This window comes from Janthinobacterium sp. GMG2, from assembly GCF_033949445.1.
Lineage (GTDB): Bacteria > Pseudomonadota > Gammaproteobacteria > Burkholderiales > Burkholderiaceae_D > Janthinobacterium > Janthinobacterium aestuarii.
On record NZ_JAXAWA010000010.1, the window covers coordinates 93,591 to 115,481 of the forward strand.

The 21,891-nt window shown below is 59.9% G+C and carries 15 protein-coding genes and 4 tRNA genes; 11 read left to right on the forward strand and 8 right to left on the reverse strand.

Annotated features, from left to right (window positions below):
* Positions 1-41 precede the first annotated feature (41 nt).
* On the reverse strand, positions 42-821 hold the full coding sequence (locus tag SKZ59_RS27230) for an acetoin reductase (protein WP_319993504.1): 780 nt from the start codon (positions 819-821) through the stop codon (positions 42-44).
* Between the two features lie 233 nt (positions 822-1,054).
* Here SKZ59_RS27230 and SKZ59_RS27235 point away from each other — a divergent pair, with 233 nt between their 5' ends.
* On the forward strand, positions 1,055-1,471 hold the full coding sequence (locus SKZ59_RS27235; protein WP_319993505.1) for a hypothetical protein: 417 nt from the start codon (positions 1,055-1,057) through the stop codon (positions 1,469-1,471).
* On the opposite strand, the gene SKZ59_RS27240 is transcribed toward SKZ59_RS27235, so the two are convergent.
* The gene (locus SKZ59_RS27240; RefSeq protein ID WP_319993506.1) at positions 1,468-1,950 is read right to left on the reverse strand and encodes a DUF1203 domain-containing protein; all 483 of its coding nucleotides are present in this window, start codon (positions 1,948-1,950) and stop codon (positions 1,468-1,470) included. The genes SKZ59_RS27235 and SKZ59_RS27240 overlap by 4 nt on opposite strands.
* Positions 1,951-2,141: 191 nt before the next feature.
* A complete protein-coding gene (ssb, locus tag SKZ59_RS27245; protein ID WP_034754418.1) occupies positions 2,142-2,657 on the reverse strand; it encodes a single-stranded DNA-binding protein in 516 nt (171 codons plus the stop codon).
* 381 nt (positions 2,658-3,038) lie between these two features.
* Here ssb and uvrA point away from each other — a divergent pair, with 381 nt between their 5' ends.
* Positions 3,039-5,888: an excinuclease ABC subunit UvrA gene (gene uvrA / locus SKZ59_RS27250; protein WP_034754422.1), complete on the forward strand. Its 2,850-nt coding sequence runs from the start codon at positions 3,039-3,041 to the stop codon at positions 5,886-5,888.
* Between the two features lie 276 nt (positions 5,889-6,164).
* On the opposite strand, the gene SKZ59_RS27255 is transcribed toward uvrA, so the two are convergent.
* On the reverse strand, positions 6,165-8,036 hold the full coding sequence (locus SKZ59_RS27255) for a phosphoenolpyruvate carboxykinase (GTP) (RefSeq protein ID WP_319993507.1): 1,872 nt from the start codon (positions 8,034-8,036) through the stop codon (positions 6,165-6,167).
* Positions 8,037-8,393: 357 nt separating this feature from the next.
* On the opposite strand from SKZ59_RS27255, the gene SKZ59_RS27260 reads away from it, so the two are divergent.
* Complete coding sequence (locus SKZ59_RS27260; RefSeq protein ID WP_319993508.1) at positions 8,394-9,407, forward strand: D-2-hydroxyacid dehydrogenase family protein; 1,014 nt, start codon at positions 8,394-8,396, stop codon at positions 9,405-9,407.
* Here SKZ59_RS27260 and SKZ59_RS27265 read toward each other — a convergent pair.
* Complete coding sequence (locus tag SKZ59_RS27265; protein ID WP_319993509.1) at positions 9,395-10,168, reverse strand: L-asparaginase; 774 nt, start codon at positions 10,166-10,168, stop codon at positions 9,395-9,397. The two genes, SKZ59_RS27260 and SKZ59_RS27265, sit on opposite strands and share 13 nt — an antisense overlap.
* A gap of 176 nt (positions 10,169-10,344) precedes the next feature.
* Between SKZ59_RS27265 and SKZ59_RS27270 the strand changes: the two genes are divergently transcribed.
* Entirely contained in the window at positions 10,345-10,830 is a 486-nt protein-coding gene (locus tag SKZ59_RS27270; RefSeq protein WP_034754431.1) for an asparaginase domain-containing protein, read from the forward strand.
* A gap of 521 nt (positions 10,831-11,351) precedes the next feature.
* Positions 11,352-14,081, forward strand: a complete 2,730-nt coding sequence (locus SKZ59_RS27275; protein WP_319993510.1) for a TonB-dependent receptor — start codon at positions 11,352-11,354, stop codon at positions 14,079-14,081.
* 132 nt (positions 14,082-14,213) lie between these two features.
* On the opposite strand, the gene SKZ59_RS27280 is transcribed toward SKZ59_RS27275, so the two are convergent.
* Together SKZ59_RS27280 and dinB are read right to left on the reverse strand one after the other, a co-directional pair.
* A complete protein-coding gene (locus SKZ59_RS27280) occupies positions 14,214-15,110 on the reverse strand; it encodes a recombination-associated protein RdgC (RefSeq protein ID WP_034754435.1) in 897 nt (298 codons plus the stop codon).
* Positions 15,111-15,228: 118 nt separating this feature from the next.
* Positions 15,229-16,413 carry a DNA polymerase IV gene (gene dinB / locus SKZ59_RS27285; protein WP_319993511.1) on the reverse strand — a complete coding sequence of 395 codons (1,185 nt, stop codon included), beginning with the start codon at positions 16,411-16,413 and terminating at the stop codon, positions 15,229-15,231.
* A 142-nt stretch (positions 16,414-16,555) separates the two neighbouring features.
* On the opposite strand from dinB, the gene SKZ59_RS27290 reads away from it, so the two are divergent.
* The 6 genes from SKZ59_RS27290 (at position 16,556) to SKZ59_RS27315 (ending at position 20,158) form a co-directional block, all read left to right on the forward strand.
* Positions 16,556-18,724, forward strand: coding sequence for a S9 family peptidase (locus SKZ59_RS27290; protein ID WP_319993512.1), 2,169 nt, complete (start codon positions 16,556-16,558; stop codon positions 18,722-18,724).
* A gap of 99 nt (positions 18,725-18,823) precedes the next feature.
* Positions 18,824-18,899 (forward strand) — tRNA-Val (locus SKZ59_RS27295).
* 54 nt (positions 18,900-18,953) lie between these two features.
* Positions 18,954-19,030: transfer RNA gene (locus SKZ59_RS27300), tRNA-Asp, on the forward strand.
* A gap of 217 nt (positions 19,031-19,247) precedes the next feature.
* Positions 19,248-19,323: transfer RNA gene (locus SKZ59_RS27305), tRNA-Val, on the forward strand.
* Between the two features lie 57 nt (positions 19,324-19,380).
* A tRNA-Asp gene (locus tag SKZ59_RS27310) sits at positions 19,381-19,457 on the forward strand.
* Between the two features lie 362 nt (positions 19,458-19,819).
* Positions 19,820-20,158 carry a CzcE family metal-binding protein gene (locus SKZ59_RS27315; RefSeq protein ID WP_319993513.1) on the forward strand — a complete coding sequence of 113 codons (339 nt, stop codon included), beginning with the start codon at positions 19,820-19,822 and terminating at the stop codon, positions 20,156-20,158.
* 68 nt (positions 20,159-20,226) lie between these two features.
* On the opposite strand, the gene ahpF is transcribed toward SKZ59_RS27315, so the two are convergent.
* Positions 20,227-21,822, reverse strand: a complete 1,596-nt coding sequence (ahpF, locus tag SKZ59_RS27320) for an alkyl hydroperoxide reductase subunit F (RefSeq protein ID WP_034753906.1) — start codon at positions 21,820-21,822, stop codon at positions 20,227-20,229.
* Positions 21,823-21,891 lie beyond the last annotated feature (69 nt).

Here is a 21,891-nt window from a genome sequence, read left to right on the forward strand (position 1 = left end):
GACGGGGACGCCGATTCCCCGCCAGCCCCCCAATCACGCCATCAACGGTACACCAATCCCCCGTCGATCAGCGGCGCCTGGCCCGTCATGTAATCGGCATCGGGCCCCGCCAGGAAGGAGACGAGCCCTGCCACGTCGTCCGGCGTCTCGGCGCGCCCCAGTGCGATGCCGTCCACATATTTTTTATACGTCGCACCCAGTTCCGCGCCCGTCACTTCAGCCATGCGCTTGTCGATCTCGGTCCACATGTCCGTGCCGACGACGCCAGGGCAATACGCGTTGACGGTGATGCCGTCGGCCGCCAGTTCCTTGGCCGCCGCCTGCGTCAGCGCGCGCACGGCAAACTTGGTGGCCGAGTACACGCCCAGCAAGGCAAAACCGTCATGACCGGCGATGGAGCAGGCATTGATGATCTTGCCTTTCTGCTTGCGCTTCTTGAAGGTCTTGGCGGCCGCCTGGATGCCCCAGAGCGTCCCTTGCACATTGATGCGCATGATGCGGTCGACCTCGTCCGGCGTCACGTCGAGCAGCGGCTGCACTTGTGCGATACCGGCGTTGTTAACGATGATGTCGAAGCCGCCCAGTTCCTGCTCGGCAAACGCCACCGCTTCGGTGACCTGAGCGAGCTGCGACACGTCGGCAATGAAGGTGACGGCGCGGCGCCCCAGCGCACGCACTTCGGCGGCGGCGGCGTCCAGCTTTTCCTGATTCAAATCCACCAGCGCGATATCGGCGCCATCCTTGGCCAGGCGCAAGGCGATAGCCTTGCCGATACCTTGCGCAGCACCTGTGACGAGCGCGACTTTTCCGGAAATACCCATGCTGCGTTCCTTTCAGAGTAGTGAGAAGAGACGCTTCAGCCTACCTGAATTTCGTCTTTTTCCGCGTATTGAAACGTGCGCGCCCGGAAAAAGCGCACAGGTCAAGAAAGGAGGAAAAAACGCACCGGCACACGCTATACGAGCGCTGCCGTACTGGCCAATGGCGGCATCTGGCGTAACATGGCCAGCATCGCCGGCGAGCGCGCTGGCACCACGTTCAAGAGGAAGTCCCGATGCCGCATCGCCATCTGCCCATTCGCGCCAGCCTGCTGCTGGCAGCCCTCGTTTTCACCATGCCCGCCTGGAGCGCCGACCCGGTCCACAAGGAAACAGTGGAACTGACGGCAGGAAAAACCGTGCACAGCGTGAAAGGCAAGATCAAGGGCTACGCCACGGCCGAATACACGGTGACAGGCAAGGCCGGCCAGACCCTCAGCCTCAAGCTGAAGACCAACCAACCGTCGAATTACTTCAACATCCGCCAGCCAGGCCAGGATGAAGCCCTGTTCATCGGTTCATCCGGCGGCAACAGCTACCAGGCAAAACTGCCGGCCGATGGCGAGTACACGGTACAGGTTTACCTGATGCGCAACGCGGCGCGCAGGAATGCGGTGGCGGCATACACGCTCGATATCGGCTTGCGCGATTAAACAAGGGAGCTGCCAACACGGTCGATACGGCCCGCGTAACAGCCCCGCTTGGCATTATGAACATGAATATAACTGACGTCCGCATTGGCGAATAATTGTGCAATGACGGCTTCCACGGCAGTGCCGTCCACCACGTCGGCATCGAGCATCATGCCATCGGCAGCATAGGCGCGCAGCGCCAACAGGCGCCGCCGCATCGATTCCGGCACCTGGTTGACGGCATCGTACGCTTGCGTGGCGCCCTCGCGGACAAAAATGGCGTGGCAAGCCCGGTAAGGCGTCATGGCGGGCTGGCACACATGATTCAATAACAGCACGGTCTCGCCCAGTTCGGCGTCCATCAGCGTTACACGGTCAGGAAATCCGGGGTGTTGGTCGACCACCTGGCGCCGCATGCCGAGCGCCGTTAACTCGGCATCAGACAAGGAAAAATAGGGCAGAAAAGGTTCGGGCGACAGCCCCGTAATACGAAAATCCATACTGTTCTCCGGCGTCGTCAAAACCACCATCAGACCAGCATCGGGACGGCGCCGCCAGCCACTTCTTGCTATGGAATGTGAGAATGCGCCCCAGATCGCCTACTACCCCGTGCGCATAAAAAAAGCCTGCTTCACGGAGGAAGCAGGCTCTTTATCGGCAGTGTCTGACGGCAGGCCTCAGAACAGCGTGCTTAAAATGGGATGTCGTCATCCATATCCGAGAAGTTCGGTGCTGGCTTCGGTGCCGGGCGTGGCGCCGGTGCCGGAGCTGGACGCGGGGCTGGCGCCTGGCGCGGGGCCGGGGCGTCGTAGCCGCCGCCACCGCCACCACCGTAGCTGTCATCGCCACCGCCGGCGTCGCCGCCCATGCCGGAACGGCCGCCCAGCATTTGCATCTGTTCCGCGATGATGTCGGTTGCATATTTCTCGACGCCGTCCTTGTCCGTGTATTTACGGGTTTGCAGACGGCCTTCGACGTAGACGGACGAACCTTTTTTCAGGTACTGGCCAACGATTTCCGCCAGACGGCCGAAGAACGAGATACGGTGCCACTCTGTCAATTCTTTTTGTTCGCCCGTGTTGCGGTCCTTCGATTTGTACGAAGTGGCCACGGCGATGTTGGCGATCGCGTCGCCGCTAGGCATGTAGCGGATTTCCGGGTCACGGCCCAGATTGCCGACGATGATGACTTTGTTGACTGATGCCATGAATAACTCCTGATGAACTGCAGCGGGAGCCGGTGTCCCGCGCGTTAGTTTAGTGTACTAAACGAGGATTATAAGCGACCACGCGGCGCAAAGCACCCGCTTTCTGGCGGACGCCCTCTCCCGTGCGGCAGCACGTTTTTTTCACGGCAGGTGAAAACAAGAAACTTGAATACTGGTATTATATACAGTATTCAAACGTCAGTACGCATCTGCATCAAACTTTGTCAGGGCACGTTCGCCCGGCGGCGCAATCCGCCCATGGACGCCTCAGGCATGCAGAGCAAAACCCGGCTATAGTTACAGGTTGACCCGTTGTGGCTCCTCATCCGCACCCAGGCACAATGCGCCGGCCGCACCACTCACTGAAAGCAAGGCAATCACATGGAACAGATCCGCATTCGCGGCGCTCGCACGCATAACCTCAAGAATATCAATCTCGATTTGCCGCGCAATAAGCTGATCGTGATTACCGGCTTGTCCGGCTCCGGCAAGTCGTCGCTGGCCTTCGACACCTTGTACGCTGAAGGCCAGCGCCGCTATGTCGAGTCGCTGTCGGCCTATGCACGCCAGTTTTTGCAGTTGATGGAAAAGCCCGATGTCGACCTGATCGAGGGCCTATCGCCGGCCATCTCCATCGAACAGAAGGCAACGTCGCACAATCCGCGCTCGACCGTGGGCACCGTGACGGAAATCCATGATTATCTGCGCCTGCTGTATGCGCGCGTGGGCACGCCCTACTGCCCCGACCATCCGGAAAACGCGCTGGCCGCGCAATCCGTGTCGCAAATGGTCGATGCCGTGCTGGCCATGCCGGAAGACACCAAGCTGATGATACTTGCGCCCGTCGTTGCCAACCGCAAGGGCGAACACGTGGACCTGTTCGAGCAGATGCAGGCGCAGGGCTTCGTGCGCTTCCGCGTGCAAAGCGGCACGCATGCGGCCAAGATCTATGAAGTCGATGATCTCCCGAAACTGAAGAAAACGGAAAAACACACGATCGACGTCGTCATCGACCGGGTCAAGGTGAACCAGGAGATCAAGCAACGCCTGGCGGAAAGTTTCGAAACAGCCCTGCGCCTGGCCGATGGCCGCGCCATTGCCTACGAAATGGATACGGCCCAAGAGCACGTGTATTCCAACAAGTTCGCCTGCAATGTGTGTGGCTATTCCCTGCAGGAACTGGAACCGCGTCTGTTCTCGTTCAACAACCCCATGGGCGCCTGCCCGGAATGCGACGGCCTGGGACACATTGAGTTCTTTGACCCGAAACGCATCGTCGCGTTCCCGAACCTGTCGCTTGCCTCGGGCGCCGTCAAGGGCTGGGACCGCCGCAACCAGTTTTACTTCCAGATGCTGTCGAACCTGGCCGCGTATTACGAGTTTGACCTGGACATGCCGTTCGAGCAGCTGGACTTGAATTCACAGCAAGCCGTGCTGTACGGTTCCGGCAAGCAAGTGATTCCGTTTACCTATGTCAACGAACGGGGCCGCACCGTCATCAAGGAACACACGTTCGAAGGCGTGGTCAACAATCTGCAACGCCGCTACCGCGAGACGGATTCGATGGCCGTCAAGGAAGAATTGGCCAAGTTCATCAATGAAAAATGCTGCCCCTCATGCGATGGCGCACGCCTGCGCGTGGAAGCGCGCTTCGTCAAGGTCGGCACGGGCAAACAGCAGCGCGCCATCTATGAAGTGGCGGGAAAACCGCTGCGCGAGACCCTGGAATTCTTTGAAAAGCTGAAACTGACGGGCGCCAAGAAAGAGATCGCTGACCGCGTGGTCAAGGAAATCATTTCACGCCTGAAATTCCTCAACAATGTGGGCCTCGACTACCTGTCGCTGGACCGCAGCGCCGACACGCTCTCCGGCGGCGAAGCACAGCGCATCCGCCTGGCGTCGCAAATCGGCTCCGGTTTGACGGGCGTCATGTATGTGCTCGACGAGCCTTCGATCGGCTTGCACCAGCGCGACAATGACCGCCTGATCGAAACCTTGAAACACTTGCGCGACATCGGCAACAGCGTGCTGGTGGTCGAGCATGACGAGGACGCCATTCGCACGGCCGACTACATCGTCGACATGGGCATCGGCGCGGGCGTGCATGGCGGCGAGATCATCGCCGAAGGCACTTTGCAAGACATTCTCAAGAACAAGAAATCGCTGACGGCGCAATACCTGAACGGCAAGCTGAAAATCGCCGTGCCGGCCAAGCGCCACGCCAGCAATCCGGAAAAGCAGCTGGTCATTACTGGCGCGACGGGCAACAACCTGAAAAAGGTGTCGCTGAGCTTGCCTGTGGGCTTGATGACATGCGTGACGGGCGTGTCCGGCTCGGGCAAATCGTCGCTGGTCAACGATACCCTGTATCCGGCCCTGTCGCGCCATTTGTATGGTTCGCAGACAGAACCGGCGCCGCACGAGTCGATCAGCGGCCTGGAACACTTCGACAAGGTCATTTCCGTCGACCAGGCGCCGATCGGCCGCACGCCGCGCTCCAATCCCGCCACGTACACGGGCTTGTTTACGCCGATCCGCGATCTGTTCTCCACCGTGCCGACGGCCAAGGAACGCGGCTACAGCGCAGGCCGCTTCTCGTTCAACGTCAAGGGTGGGCGTTGCGAAGCGTGCCAGGGCGATGGCGTGATCAAGGTCGAGATGCATTTCTTGCCTGACGTCTACGTGCCGTGCGACGTGTGCCACGGCAAGCGCTACAACCGCGAAACACTGGAAGTGCAATACAAGGGCAAGAACATCACGGAAGTGCTGGGCATGACGGTGGAAGAAGCGCATGAATTCTTCAAGCCCGTCCCTTTGATCGCACGCAAGCTGCAAACCCTGCTCGACGTGGGCCTCGGCTACATCAAGCTGGGCCAGAGCGCCACGACCCTGTCCGGCGGCGAAGCGCAGCGCGTGAAACTGTCGCTGGAATTGTCCAAGCGCGACACGGGCCGCACCCTGTACATCCTCGATGAACCGACGACGGGCTTGCACTTCCACGATATCGACTTGCTGCTGAAAGTCATCCACCGCCTGCGCGACCAGGGCAACACTCTGGTGATCATCGAGCACAACCTCGACGTCATCAAGACTGCCGACTGGATCGTCGACCTGGGCCCGGAAGGCGGGGCTGGCGGCGGCCAGATCATCGCCACAGGCACGCCGGAAGACGTGTCACTGAACCCGGCCAGCGTGACGGGTAAATACCTGGGGCCGCTGCTGAAGCAATAACGACGGCAGCGCAATAAAAAACGGCGCGGATTGCTCATGCAATCCGCGCCGTTTCTCTTTTTGATAGCACCCCAGTCATTGCCGGCGTGTCATTTATCTCACGCCAGTCTTTGCTGGCGTGTTTCTCCCCCACTACAACTCTCAACACCTGACAAGCTACTGCGCGGCGCGCTTTGCGGCCTGCGATGCTCACCGTGCTTCAGCACGGTTGCGCTTCTTAGCCACAAATCACTGCCGCTCGCTACGCTTGTCAGATGCCGCTTTACGCTAACTTAGTTATGCACTCAGCCGCTTTTCCAGCGCAGCCTTGTTATCTGCCAATTCCTGCGGCAGATGATACGCGAGTTTTTCAAACAACTGCGTATGCAATTTCAACTCTTCCACCCACGCGGCCTTGTCGATCGAGGTGATGGTGTCGAACTGTTCTTGCGTGAATGGCAGGCCATCCCAGTTCAGGTCGCCATACTGCGGCGTCGTGCCGAACAGGTTTTCCACGCCGCCGGCCTTGCCTTCGATACGCTCCAACATCCATTTGAGCACGCGCATGTTGTCGCCAAAGCCAGGCCAGACGAACTTGCCAGCGTCATCCGTACGGAACCAGTTGACGCAGTAGATCTTCGGTAGGGCGGCCGGGTTGACCTTGCCCACCTTGACGCCCATGTCCAGCCAATGCTGGAAGTAATCGCTCATGTTATAGCCGATAAACGGCAACATGGCAAATGGATCGCGGCGCACGACGCCCATCTGGCCCACGGCCGCGGCCGTCGTTTCCGAGCCCATCGTGGCGGCCATGTAGACGCCTTCGACCCAGTTGCGCGCTTCGGTGACCAGTGGCACGGTGGTCGAGCGGCGGCCGCCGAAGATGAAAGCCGAGATCGGCACGCCGGCCGGATCGTCCCAGGCCGAGTCGATCACGGGGTTTTGCGTTGCCGCCACCGTGAAGCGCGCGTTCGGGTGCGCCGCCTTGGTACCGGACGCCGGCGTCCAGTCCTTGCCCTGCCAGTCGATCAAATGGCTAGGTGCTTCCTTGGTCAAGCCTTCCCACCAGACATCGCCGTCGTCCGTCAACGCCACGTTGGTGAAAATCGTGTTGTCGCGCATGGACGCCATGCAGTTGTAATTGGTTTTTTCGTTGGTGCCTGGCGCCACGCCGAAGTAGCCCGCTTCCGGGTTGATCGCATACAAACGGCCATCGGCACCTGGCTTGATCCAGGCGATATCGTCGCCGATGGTGGTCACTTTCCAGCCATTAAAACTTGCCGGCGGGATCAGCATGGCGAAGTTGGTCTTGCCGCAAGCCGATGGGAACGCTGCCGCGACATAATGCTTCTTGCCTTCCGGCGATTCCACGCCGAGGATCAGCATGTGTTCGGCCAGCCAGCCCGGGTTGTTGTCCGATGCTTGCGCTTCCTGGTAGCCCATGTTCGAGGCGATGCGCAGGGCGAAACATTTCTTGCCCAGCAAGGCGTTGCCGCCGTAGCCCGAACCGAAAGACCAGATTTCGCGCGTTTCCGGGAAATGCACGATGTACTTGGTGCTGTTGCACGGCCATTTCACGTCGGCCTGGCCCGCAGCCAGCGGTGCGCCCACGCTGTGCACGCATGGCACGAATGCGCCATCGGTACCCAGCACGTCGTACACGGCACGGCCCATGCGGGTCATGATCTTCATGTTGACGGCGACATACGGCGAATCGGACAGTTCCACGCCGATGTGCGCGATTGGCGAGCCCAGCGGGCCCATCGAGAATGGCACGACATACATGGTGCGGCCGCGCATGCAGCCATCGAACAGGCCGTTCAGAGTGTGGCGCATCTCGCCAGGCTCGGTCCAGTTATTCGTCGGGCCGGCCGCTTCTTTCGTTGCCGAGCAAATATACGTGCGGTCTTCGACGCGGGCCACGTCGCTCGGATCGGAGCAGGCCAGGTAGGAATTCGGGCGCTTTTCGGCATTGAGTTTTTTCATGGTGCCGCTGGCAACCATTTCGGCGCACAGGCGCTCGTACTCTTCTTGCGAACCATCGCACCAGTAGATGCGGTCTGGCTTGGTCAGCGCGGCAATGTCTGCCACCCAGTTGATCAGTTTCTGTTGTTTAATATAAGCTGGGACGTTGAGTGCGGCGACGCCACCCATGACGGGCTGATTCATATTACCTCCAATACCAATAAAAGAAATTCTGGTCGTTCCGGCAAGACAGGCAGCATCGTTGAGAGGTGGCTGCGGCTCACTGCGGGCGGCGTGTTCACGCGGGCAGGGCTCTGGTGTCGTGTCCGCCGCGGCGCTCGCGCCGGCGGCATTTACCTGGATCATGCTCCCGGGCTGCAGGAACAGTTTGCGCTATCACTATCATCAGGAAGCTTCAAAAGTGCCGGCGATTGTACACCCGCGTAACAGCTATTCTCGCAAAAATGTAGGAGAATAGCTTGACTAATGTAGTAGGCTATTCAGCATTTCCCGTATCCTGTTATTTCCCTACCAAATCCTCACTAAAATCGGCCATCCACCATGAAAATTGCCATACTCGATGATTACCAAGATGCCGTGCGCGGCCTCGATTGCTTCCAGTTGCTTGCCGGCCACGAGGTCAAAGTGTTCAGCAATACGGCGCGGGGCCTGGGCCAGCTGGCGATCCGCCTGGCGCCGTTCGACGCGCTGGTACTGATCCGGGAACGCAGCAGTTTCAACCGGGCCTTGCTGTCGAAACTGCCGAATCTGAAACTGATTTCGCAAACGGGCAAGGTCAGCGGCCACATCGATGTGGCGGCCGCCACCGAGCTGGGCATCGCCATCGCGGAAGGCATCGGCTCGCCCACGGCGCCGGCCGAACTGACATGGGCGCTGATCATGGCGGCGCAGCGCAAGATCGTGCCGTACGCGCAACATTTACAAGAAGGACTGTGGCAGACGTCGTCGCTGGAACCGGCACGCAACACGCTCGGTACGGTATTGAAAGGGCGCACCCTGGCGATCTGGGGCTACGGCAAGATCGGGCAATTGATCGCCGGCTACGGCCGCGCTTTCGGTATGAGCATCCTCGTGTGGGGCAGCGAAGCGAGCCGCGCGGCGGCCGTGGCGGCCGGCGATACGGCGGCAGAGTCGCGCGAGGCCTTCTTCGAGCAGGCCGACGTGCTGAGCTTGCACTTGCGCCTGTCCGACAAGACGCGCGGCCTGGTAACGAGCGAGGACCTGGCGCGCATGAAGCCGGCTTCGCTGTTCGTCAACACCAGCCGTGCCGAGCTGGTGGCCGATGGCGCGCTGGAAGCGGCGCTTCAGATGGGGCGCCCGGGCGCCGCCGCGCTGGACGTGTTTACGGACGAGCCGCTGCCGCCAGGCTCGCCATTGCTGCTGCTACCGAACGTGCTGGCCACGCCGCACCTGGGCTACGTCGAGCGTGACAGCTATGAACTGTATTTTCGCTACGCCTTGCAAAACATCGTCGATTTTACGCAGGGCCAATGCACGCGCCTGCTCAATCCCGAGGTGTTGCAACATGCGCGGCAAAGCCCTCAGGAACGCTGAAAACCCTTCAGCAAGTCCGGCTCGCCCGTGATGCCGATGGCGGGCGCGGGCAGCACGTGCCGGCCCCGCCACAGGCCGGCCCAGCCGGGCGGCCAGGCGATGTCCGGCCCACTGTACGGCGCCACGCCAGCGCGCACGGCCACGACCGGCACGGGCGGCATGTCTTGCAGGGGCTCGCCTGCGGTGCGCTGCATATCCAGGCTGTACATGTAATTGGGCAATAAAGCGTCGCAGACGCGGCCAAACCAGTCGCTATGGTCGTCGTCGCGGCCCAGCGCCTGCGCCAGCCCCTGCGGGTCGAAGCGGGCCAGGGCATCGATCAGCTCGCCAGTGGTGGCGCCCGGGGAATCGCTCCAGCCCATCACGGGGTTGACGTTGTAATCGGCGCCCGAGCCATACCAGCCTTCGCGCCAGGGCCGCTGCATCCAGTCGCGCGGCCCCGTAAACAAATGCCAGCGCCAGTGCAAGCCGGACGGCTTGGGCCAGGCATACAGATACAGCTTTTGATAGCCGGCCTGGTGCAGCTCGCGCACCATGGCCATCAGACGCGCGTGCGGCATGCGGTCCGGCGGCGCGCGGCGAAACAGGATCGCTTCGCCATCGGCAAACTGCACGTCATCGGTCGACAGGTTCAGGTCCAGGGTCCGCGCTTCGCTGCCGAAACGGGCGGCGATCCAGCCCGTCAGCAAATTGACGGACGTGATCACCCCGTAACCGCGGTGGCGGTGAAAAATGACGGTGCCGGGAGCGAGCGCTTTCATACGGAGTCGGGGGGCAGGCAAACAAAGAAACCAGTGTACTCACAGATGGCCAATTTTTCCAGATGCGGCGCAAGCGCAGGCGGCAAGCACGCTGCCCCATCCGCAGCGCCATTCACGCAAGGGCATCAATCCACGATATCATGCGCGTCATTCTCCACTGACATCGTGACCACATCATGACATTGCGCATACTCGCCACCGGCGGCACTTTCGACAAGCACTACAACGAATTGAACGGTACCCTGGGCTTTTCCGACAGTCATTTGCCGGCAGCGATCGCCCGCGCGCGCATGACGGCGCCCGTGGCGCTGGAGCAATTGCCACTGCTCGACTCGCTCGACATGCAGGATGCGGACCGCCAGCGCGTGCTCGCTTCGTGCCGCGCGGCGCACGAGAAAGCCATCGTCATCATCCACGGCACCGACACCATGCGCGAAACGGCGCAAGTGCTGGGCGCGGCGAACCTGCAGCAAACGGTGATTTTGACGGGCGCCATGATTCCCTACGAAATCGACAACTCCGATGCCCTGTTCAACCTGGGCTTTGCCTGCGGCGTGGCGCAAACCTTGCCAGCCGGCGTGTATGTGGCCATGAACGGCCAGATCTTCGCCTGGGACAATGTGCAAAAGAACCGCGCCGCCGGCGTGTTCCAGCCCTTGTAAGCCGATGGCGGGACAGGGCGCACGAGCAGAACGGCCAACGCTCTGACTGACACTCTGTCACAATTCCACCAGCCCGCTTTCAGCGGGCTTTTTTACGTTTTTTTACTTTGCATAAATTCTGCAATACAACCTTTTTCATCTAATTATTACTGGCAAAACATCAAATTGCCAATACAGTAATTTTATGTTGCAAAAAAACGCCATTGATCATTTTTAAAAACGTAGATATTTATAAATATAAAATCTATATTTAACATTTAAATCAAATATTCTTCAGTATCTCGAATTTATTGCCAAATCCGACACGGTTGATGTGCATTTTTTCTTGCTGAGACGACATAATGTTTGCCTCGACAAGTCAAAAGTGCATTTATAACAATATTGCACCAAGTAGTCTTCCACCTCCCACCGACGTGGTTCCGCCTACCGTACACGAGCACCGCAGACCATCTACCCGATGGCTATATCGGTGCTCGTGTGCCGCTTGTCGTTATTAAAACTACTACGGAGTAATTGTTACAATGGCATTTAAAGAAAAAATTGGCGTACGCAGCGTACGCCTGGCCCTGACCGTCCTGGCAGGTAGCGTCTTGTTCTCCGGCCAATCCATGGCGGACGAAGCAATTCAAAAAGTTGAAATTACCGGTTCGAGTATCAAGCGTATCGCTGTCGAAGGCGCACTGCCTGTACAGCGCCTGTCGCAAGAAGCGATCGCCAAATCGGGCGCCACTTCGGTAGCCGACCTGATCCAGGCCCTGCCAGCCATGCAAGGCTTCACCATCGGCGCAGTTGCTGCCGGTTCCGACTCGGGCGGCAATACCAGTGCATCGCTGCACGGTATCGGCGAGTCCTACACCCTGGTACTGCTGAACGGCCGCCGCATCGCACCACAAGGCTCCGGCACCACGGTCAACCTGAACGCCATCCCGATGAGCGCCGTTGAGCGCGTCGAGATCCTGACCGACGGCGCTTCGGCCCTGTACGGCTCGGACGCCATCGCCGGCGTACTAAACTTCATCCTGAAGAAAAACCAGCAAGGCGCTACTCTGGAAGCCACTTATGGCGGTCCGGAAGACAAAGGCGGCAACGCCTGGAATACCAGCGTCACCTACGGTTTCGGCGACCTGGACGAAGACCGTTTCAACGTGCTGCTGTCGTACCGCCACGACGAGCAATCGAAACTGCGCGCCACCGACCGCGATTTCGCCGCTACCTCGTATGTGCCATTCAGCCGCAACGGCAACAACTACGTGTGGGACCGCACCAGCACCTCGGCTTCGCCAGCAGGCGCCACTGTTGCCTACAATAGCGGTGCTAAATCGACAGCCTTTACGCCTTACCTGGCGATGAATGGCAAGTGCCCTGAAGACTCCTACAAGACGACCAGCAATTCGCGCGCTTGCGGCTTCGACACGGGCTCCACCGTGGAAGTCGTACCGCAATCGAAACGTGACAGCCTGTTCTCCAAAGCTACGTACAAGCTGAACGACAACCTGAACGCGTTCGCCGAACTGGCCTACTCGCGCTACGACCTGACGGCGCGTATCGCCGCCAATCCGATCCCGATTTCGATCGCCAAGGGCAGCCCGCTGTACAACACCTATGTATCGCCATACCTGACGCCAGCGCAACGTGCCGATGTCAAGTCGATCACCGCCAACTACCGCAGCACCGACTTCGGTCTGCGCGCCAGCAACACCATCACCGAAACCAAACACATGGTCGTTGGTGTGGAAGGCGAGCTGGGCGCGTGGAACTTCGAAAGCGGCCTGACCTGGTCGCAAAACTCGATCGACGAGCGCTACACGGGCGGTTACCAGAAGAGCCAGGAGTTCAAGAACATCCTCGCCAATCCGGACTTCAACCCGTTTGCAGCGACGCAAAAACCATCGGTGCAAGCGCAAGTCGCTGGCGCGCAGTTCGTTGGCTCCGTGCGTACCGCATCGACCACGATGCGCGGCGTCGACACGCACGGCTCGCGTGAACTGTTCAGCCTGCCAGGCGGCAAAGCCAGCCTCGGTATCGGTGGCGACTACCGCACCTATACCTATGAGCAATCGCCAGGCAGCAATGCCACCGGCGACGATATCTACAACTTCAACACCAAGGCCGCCTACGACATGAGCCGCGACACCTACGGCGCGTTCGTCGAGTTGCTGGCTCCGCTGACCAAGTCGTTCGAAATGACCGTTGGTGGCCGTCACGACGCCGTCAAGGCGATCGATGACAAGCTGAACAACAAAACTGTCGGCAAAAAAGACAGCGCCAATACCTACAAGGTATCGGCACGCTGGCAGCCAGTACAGACCGTGCTGATCCGCGGTTCGTACGGCACGGGCTTCAAGGCGCCAAGCATGCTGGAAATTGCTCAGCCACTGGTCAACGCCGGCTTTACCGCCAAGAAATTTGACTGCCCATACCCAGGCAACGCACTGTGCCGCGCGGAAGCAACGCAATACAACGCCGTGTCGCAAGGCAATCCGGATCTGCAATCGGAAAAATCGAAGCAGTTCACCCTGGGCTTCCGTGTCGAACCTAGCTCGGCCTTCTCGTTCGGCGCCGACCTGTGGGATGTGAAACTGCGCAATGCCGTGTCGGAAGTTTCCGAAGAGCAAGCATTTGCCGATCCGATCAAGTATGCGTCGAGCTTCGGAACTTATACCGAGCCATCGACCGGCATCACCTACTACTCGTTCAAGAAACTGTCGGTCAACATCGGCAAGAAGGAATACCGTGGTATCGACTGGGATCTGTCGGCCAACCACAAGTTCTCCTTCGGCAAGCTGACCGCCCAATTGAGCGGTACGCACATGTTGCACGCCAACTACACCAAAGCCGGTAGCGATAATATCTACACCAGCAACATGAACTTCTTCGGCGACACCAACGAAGTCACGTTCCGCAACCTGATGAAGCTGACGACGACCCTGGATACGGGCCGCCTGAGCAACACGGTAACGGTCAACTACCGTAACGGCTACACCGATGCAGCCGCTACCGTGTACAACCTGGCGACCCAGCAGGAAGAGAAAAACTTCCGCCTGCAAGTACCGTCGTACACGACGTTCGACTGGCAAGCACGTTTCGCCTTTGACAAGCAAACCACGATCCGCGCAGGTATCAAAAACCTGTTCGACCGTGCACCACCGCTGTCGCTGCGCGCTTCGTCGGGCCACCAGGTTGGTTTCGACCCACGCTACGCCGATCCAATGATGCGTTCTTTCTACATCACCGGCAACTACAAGTTCTAATGTGACGTTTTGAATTAGCTTGTCCGAAAGCGCCTTGCACTTCACCGTGCAAGGCGTTTTTTTATGCCGAAACATATTGCGCAGACGAAAAAAAAGGAGCCGCAGCTCCTTTTTGTACCGGCATGACGGCTGTTACGCCGTCGCTTCGCCGCCCAAGGCTTCGACCACGTCGGCCATCAGCTTGCTCAGCTCGCCCGTCATCAGCATCACGTCGCCGTCGAAACGCTCTTCGTCGTTCTTCGTGCTCGATTCCGTTTCCTTGATCACGTCCAGCGGCTTGACGCTCTTGATGGCCAGCGACTCCGTCAGCACGAATGAGATCTTGTCGTTCCACGTCATGGCCAGGCGCGTGCACTGCTTACCGGCCGCGATGTGGCGGCGCACGTCGTCCGCTTCCAGGGTGTGGCGCACGTAGCGCACGGTGGCCTTGCTTTCGCCCGTGGCGCGCAATTCCGTATCCATGTCGACCGTGAAGCCGGCAGGCGCATCGTCGGCTTGCAGCCATTCCGTCATCACCGCCACGGGCGAGCGCTGCACGCGCAGGCTTTCCAGCGGCAGTTTGTCGACGGCTTTCAACAGCAGCTTGATGACTTCATCGGCTTTCGCCGGGCTGGCCGCATCGACCACCAGCCAGCCATTGACGGGGTCGATCCACGTCCAGACGTTGCTGCGGATGCTGAAGGCGCGCGGCAGCAGCTCGTCGGCCACGCGTTCCTTCAATTCCTTCATGGCCTTTTTACCAGGCGCAAAGCCTTGCGCTTCTTCCATCTCGGCGGCGCGGGCCTTGGCCACCTGATTGATGACGGTCGCTGGCAGCAGTTTCTTTTCCGTGCCCAGCAAGATCAGCATCTGTTTGTTGACCACGTGGACCAGGCCGCCGTTCGGGCGTGGCGTATCCCAGCCCTGGCGCATCAGATCCATGCTGGTCGCCGGCGTAAATTTGTTCGAGGACAGCGCCTCTTCCAGTTGTTCTGGCGTGTAAGCCCACGGTGCGGGCAGGCGGTAAATCTGAAGATTCTTGAACCACATAGTTTTTGTCTTCCGTTTGTTTCAGTAGTGCCAGGGGAACGCCATTCTACACTTTCGACACGGGAATGCCGTCAAAAGCGCGGACTGGCGCGGTGTTGTTGCTGCGTGGGGAATGCCGCTACAGGGCGGGAAACAGCTCCGCCTGGGCCGGTGCCTGCCGCGTCACGATGGCCGGGTCCGACAAGGTCGAGATGCGCACGCCCAGCAGGCGGATTTTCTTGTCAAATGGCACGCGCCGCAAGCAATCGCGGCTGGCGCGCAGGATGGCGGCGGCGTCCGCCGTGGCGCTGGGCAAGGTGATGTCGCGCGTGACGGTGCTGAAATCCTCGAAGCGCAGCTTGATGCCCACCGTGCGCCCCGCCAGCGACTGTTTATCCAAGTCGCCCGCCACGCGCGTACACAGGCTTTCCAGTTTTTCCGACAGGGTGGCGCGGTCGCGCACCACCTGCAAGTCGCGCTCGAACGTCGTTTCGCGGCTGACGGACTTGGTTTCCCGGCTCGTCTGCACGGGCCGGTCATCGATGCCCAGCGCCGCCTGGCGCAGCCAGCCCGTGTACAGGTCGCCGAACTGCGTGCGCAGCATGGCCATGTCGGCCCGGGCCAGCTCGCCAATGGTGACAATGCCCAGCGCTTCCAGCTTGGCCGTGGCTTTCGGACCGATGCCGTTGATCTTTTTCGCCGGCAAGGGCCACACGCGCGTTTCAATATCCTCCGGGTTCAGGATGGTCAGGCCGTCCGGTTTTTCCAGGTCGGAACAGATTTTCGCCAGCAATTTGTTGGGTGCCAGGCCGATCGAGCACGACAGGCCCGTGGCTTCGAACACGGCCGCCTTCAGGCGCGCCGCCATGGCCGGCGCCTGCTCGCCGTATTCGGTCAGGTCGACATAGATTTCATCGATGCCCACGTTTTGGATGATGGGGCACAACTGGGCCACGGCCTGCTTGAAGCGCGCCGAATAGTCGCGGTAAGCCTCGAAATCGGCCGGCAACAAGATGCTGTCGGGCGCCAGCTTGGCCGCCTTCATGATGCCCATGGCGGAAAACACGCCGAACACGCGCGCCGCATAGGTCGATGTGGTGACGACGCCGCGCCCCACGTAGTCGCGCATGCGCGCAAACTGCCGCGTGCCGTCTTGCTGCAGCACGGGCTGCTGCAAGCGCCCGCCGCCGATGACGACGGCTTCGCCGCGCAATTCCGGATATTTCAACAGTTCCACGGAGGCAAAGAAGGCGTCCATGTCCAGATGCGCTATCCAGCGGCGGGCTGCGGGTGGCTCGGGAAGGGGGGAGGCAGATGTGGTCAAGGACACCTCGCGGCGGGATACTGTAGTTATATACAGTATCGCTGGAAATGCCCATGGATGCAAGTTGAAACGCACGCGCAAGGCGGTTGCTTTTCTCAATAGCAAGATTACAATCCTGACACAACTATTCAAAGGAGTCGCCTTGTCTATCGCCCATCACGCTGCGCGCCGCCGGTCCGCCTGGTTATCCATCCTGCCGGCCCTGCTGCTGTCCTCACTGGCGCCATCCGCGCTGGCCGCCGATGCCGCCACCGTCGCCACCATGTCGGCGCCCGTTGCCGCCAAGACCGCCTGGCAGGAAACGCGCCACGGCACGGTCGTCACGGACGACTACCGCTGGCTGCAAAAGAAAACCGATCCTGCCGTGATCGACTACCTGAATGCGGAAAACGCCTACACGGCCGCCGTCACGGCCCCGATCCAGCCGCTGGCCGACAAGGTGACTGCGGAAGTGAAGGGACGCATGCAGGAAGTAGACCTGTCCGTGCCTGCGCGCCAGGGCAATTTCTACTATTACACCCGCACGGAAGCGGGCAAGCAATACCCGATTCACTGCCGCCGTCCTGTCGGCAAGAACGGCGCCTACGATGCGCAGGCGACTGAGGAAATCCTGCTGGACCAGAACCAATTGGCCGAAGGCCACAAATTCTTTGCCGTGCGCGCATTCAGCATCAGCCCGAATGAACAACTGCTGGCCTACACCACCGACACGACGGGTTTCCGCCAGTACGAATTGCATGTCAAGGATTTGAAGACGGGCAAGCTGCTGGACGACACCATGCCGCGCGTGACCTCGCTGGCGTGGGCGGCGGACAATGCCACCCTGATGCTGACGCAGGAAGACGCCACCACTAAGCGCGCGGACCGCTTGTTCCGCCTGCCCCTGGGCGGCACCTTGCAGCAGGTCTACCACGAGCCAGTGGAACAGTTCGCCATCGGCGTGAGCCGCACCCGCGACCATCGTTATTTCGTGCTCACTGCGCGCAGCACGGATACGAGCGAAGTGCTGCTGCTGCCAACGAGCAAGCCGGAAGGCAGTTTCCAGTCCGTGCTGAAACGCGAAAAAGGCCACCGCTACGGCATCGAACACCGCGACGGACAGCTGTTTATTCTGACCAACAAAGAAGCGAAGAATTTCCGCGTCGTCAGCGCGCCGGTGACCGCCCCGCAGCCGAAGAACTGGAAGAGCGTCGTGCCGCACAACAAGGACGCCGTGATCCAGTCCATCGACGTCTTCCAGGGCTATCTGGTGGTGATGGAAAAAGCCCGCGCCCTGAACCGCGCCCGCATCCATGATTTCGCGCGGCATAACTGGAAGACGGTGCAGTTCGACGACCCCGTCTACCTGGCCACGGCGGCCGGTACGCCGGAGTTTTCCGCCACACAATTTCGCATGTCCTACCAGTCGCCCATCACGCCGCCTACCGTCATCGACGTGAGCATGCAAGACGGCAAGCGCACGGTGCTCAAGCAGCAGGAAATCGTCGGCGGCTTTGATGGCAGCCGCTACACAACGCAGCGCCTGTGGGTGACAGCGCGCGATGGCGTGCAAGTACCGCTGTGGGTCGTCTACAAGAAAGGCGTCAAGCTCGACGGTTCCGCGCCGCTGCTGCTGTACTCGTATGGCTCGTATGGCATCTCGACGGAAGCCAGTTTTGCCATCAGCCGCATCAGCCTGCTGGAACGCGGCGTCATCTATGCGCAGGCGCATATCCGCGGCGGCACGGACATGGGCGAAGCGTGGCATGAAGACGGCATGCTGATGAAGAAGAAAAACACCTTCAATGACTTCATCGACAGCGCCGACTACCTGGTGCGCGAAAAATGGACGAGCCCGAACCGCCTGATCATCCAGGGCGGCAGCGCCGGCGGCTTGCTGATGGGCGCCGTCGTCAACATGCGCCCCGACCTGTTCCACGCCGTGCACGCGGCCGTGCCCTTCGTCGACGTGATGAACACCATGATGGACGCCAGCCTGCCGCTGACGACGGGCGAGTACCTCGAATGGGGCGACCCGAACCAGAAGGCGGCCTACGACTACATGCTCAGCTACTCGCCCTACGACAACATTGCGCACAAGAATTACCCGGCCATGCTGGTGACGACGGGCCTGAACGACAGCCAGGTCATGTACTGGGAACCGGCGAAATACGTGGCCAAGCTGCGCGCGCACAAGACGGACGGCAATCCCCTGCTGCTGAAAACGAATATGGGCGCCGGCCACGGCGGCGCTTCGGGCCGCTATAACGCCATTGCCGAGAATGCATTCAATATGGCGTGGATGCTGTCGCAGTGGGGTATTACGGAGTAAAGTGAAAAAAGCGCTTGCAGAAGGATTTTGTCCGTCCTATAATAGCGCCTCTTCCAGACGTGGTGACAAACGTCGGGATGGTTTTCTGAGACAAGCAACGGGTGCTTAGCTCAGTTGGTAGAGCGGCGCCCTTACAAGGCGTAGGTCGGGAGTTCGAGCCTCTCAGCACCCACCAAATCAGAAAACTGTCCAGTGCTTCATGGATCAGCAATACAGATCATACGAGCTTGGAGTGGTAGTTCAGTTGGTTAGAATACCGGCCTGTCACGTCGGGGGTCGCGGGTTCGAGTCCCGTCCGCTCCGCCAATAAAAGAAAAGCCCTTTGGTTCTCTGAACCGAAGGGCTTTTCCCATTTCAGAAGCAGAAAACACGTCAGTTCCCCCTTCCCTGACTATTTTTGCGCTTTTCAGCAAAAAAACTGCTGTTCACCCTCAAGAATAGTTGCACAAGCACGAAAGCGCCCCCTATAATAGTGCCTCTTCCAGACGTGGTGACAAACGTCGGGATAGTTTTCTGGGTATGCGGGTGCTTAGCTCAGTTGGTAGAGCGGCGCCCTTACAAGGCGTAGGTCGGGAGTTCGAGCCTCTCAGCACCCACCACCAATACAGAAAATTATCCAGTGCTTCATGGATCAGCAACACAGATCATACGAGCTTGGAGTGGTAGTTCAGTTGGTTAGAATACCGGCCTGTCACGTCGGGGGTCGCGGGTTCGAGTCCCGTCCGCTCCGCCAATAAAAGAAAAGCCCTTTGGTTCTCTGAACCGAAGGGCTTTTCCCATTGTGGGACCGCAAATGCTCTAGAATCAGCGCTACCCCGATTCTGCCCCTGCCCCGCAGCTTTTCTCCCTACCGCGTGCTGCGCTTGCCTCTGGCCCATCATGCTTTGCTGCAATCTGCCGCCAGCGCATCGTGCTGACCAGCCATTTGGCGCCGGACGTGCCCCTAGCGGCGACCATGCAATTGTGAAATAGGACTTTGCAGATCCGACAAGAAACGCTTAGGATGCCGTGTTGCAAAAACCGGCGATCCCGGTGCAGCCACAACGACAATATGGCGCGGCTACTCGCTGCGCCAGGCTTATTCTTGGAGAAATTATGTTGAACACCCACCGCGGCGCCCTGGCGATTTTGTGCGCCGTCCTTGCCACCTCGGCCATCGCGGCCGGCCCCACGGGCACGGCCGCCGACTATGGCAGCAGCGCCCCGCACGCGGCCGCCCAGCGCAGCATCGAACTGCAACCCGATACCCGCCACATCAACGTCACGCGCGGCGAAACCGTCACCATCGCGCGCGCCGGCCAGCGTTTTACCTGGCACGTGCAAACCTTCAACAACAAGACCGTCTTCGCCCTGGCAGAGATCGCGCCGAAGGACATGCCCGTCGACGGCGTGCAAGTGTATGTGGCCGCCAATCCCCTGTACGCGGGCAGCTAAGTTTCTTCTACGCATAAAAAAACCGGAACCACCTCGCGGCCGTTCCGGTTTTTTTGCAGCGTAAAGATTTACGCAGTCAATGCTTCTTTCGACGCGGACTCTTCCACTACTTCCTCGTCGTCCGAGCGGATCAGGTGGTCAAAGGCGGACAAAGCTGCCTTGGCACCTTCGCCGGTGGCAATGATGATCTGCTTGTACGGCACCGTGGTGACGTCGCCGGCCGCGAACACGCCGGGGATCGAGGTCTGGCCGCGGGCGTCGACTTCGATTTCGCCGTGGCGCGACAGTGCCACCGTACCTTTGAGCCACTCCGTGTTCGGCACCAGGCCGATTTGCACGAAGACGCCTTCCAGCTCGACCTTTTTCGATTCGCCGCTGACCCGGTCCGTGTAGCTCAGGCCATTGACGATCTTGCCGTCGCCGTGGATCTCGGTCGTTTGCGCCGACGTGATCACGGTCACGTTAGGCAGGCTGTGCAGCTTGCGTTGCAGCACCGCATCGGCACGCAGTTCCGCGCCGAACTCGATCAGGGTCACGTGTTTCACGAGACCGGCCAGGTCGATCGCCGCTTCCACACCCGAGTTGCCGCCGCCGATCACGGCCACGCGCTTGCCCTTGAACAGCGGGCCATCGCAATGCGGGCAGTAGGCGACACCGTGGTTGCGGTATTCCTTCTCGCCCGGCACGTTGATTTCGCGCCAGCGGGCGCCGGTGGCCAGGATGACGGTCTTGGCTTTCAAGATGGCGCCATTGGCCGTTTCAATCTGCACCAATTTGCCCGGCGTCAGTTTCGCGGCGCGCTGGGTGTTCATGATGTCGACTTCGTATTCCTTGACGTGCTGTTCCAGCGCCATGGCGAACTTCGGACCATCGGTTTCCTTGACCGAAATAAAGTTCTCGATGGCGAGAGTGTCGAGCACCTGGCCGCCGAAACGCTCGGCCAGCACGCCCGTCTTGATGCCTTTGCGGGCAGCGTAGATGGCAGCTGCCGCACCGGCAGGGCCGCCGCCGACGATCAGCACATCGAACACGTCTTTTTTCGACAACGCTGCGGCCTGGCGGGCGCTGGCATTGGTGTCGAGCTTGGCGAGGATTTCCTCGACATTCGTGCGGCCCTGGCCGAAATGCTGGCCATTGAGGAACATCATCGGCACGGCCATGATCTGGCGCTCTTCCACTTCTTTCGGGAACACGCCGCCATCGATGGTGGTGACCTTGATGCGCGGGTTGATCACCGCCATGGCATTCAATGCCTGCACCACTTCCGGGCAGTTATGGCAGGAGAGCGAAATAAACGTTTCAAACTCGTAATCGCCGTCGAGGTTGCGGATCTGCTCGATCACGGCCTCGTCGAACTTGATGGTGTGGCCGCCCACTTGCAGCAGCGCCAGCACCAGGGAGGTAAATTCGTGGCCCAGCGGCACGCCGGCGAAACGCACGCCGATGTCGGAGCCTGCACGGTTGATGCTGAACGACGGGGCCCGTACGCCAGCGTCAAGGCGCTCGACCAGCGTGATCTTGTCGCTCAACAGGACTATCTCCTGGAGCAATTCCTTCATCTCGCGGGCTTTTGCGCTGTCATCGAGAGAAGCGACCAGCTCAAGCGGATACACCACTTTTTCCAGGTAGGATTTCAGTTGGGTTTTGAGGGTTGCGTCTAACATGATTTTTTCTTCCTTTACAAATATTTAGGCGAATGCCGGGCCGGACGCCCGGTCCGGCATCGCGGTAAC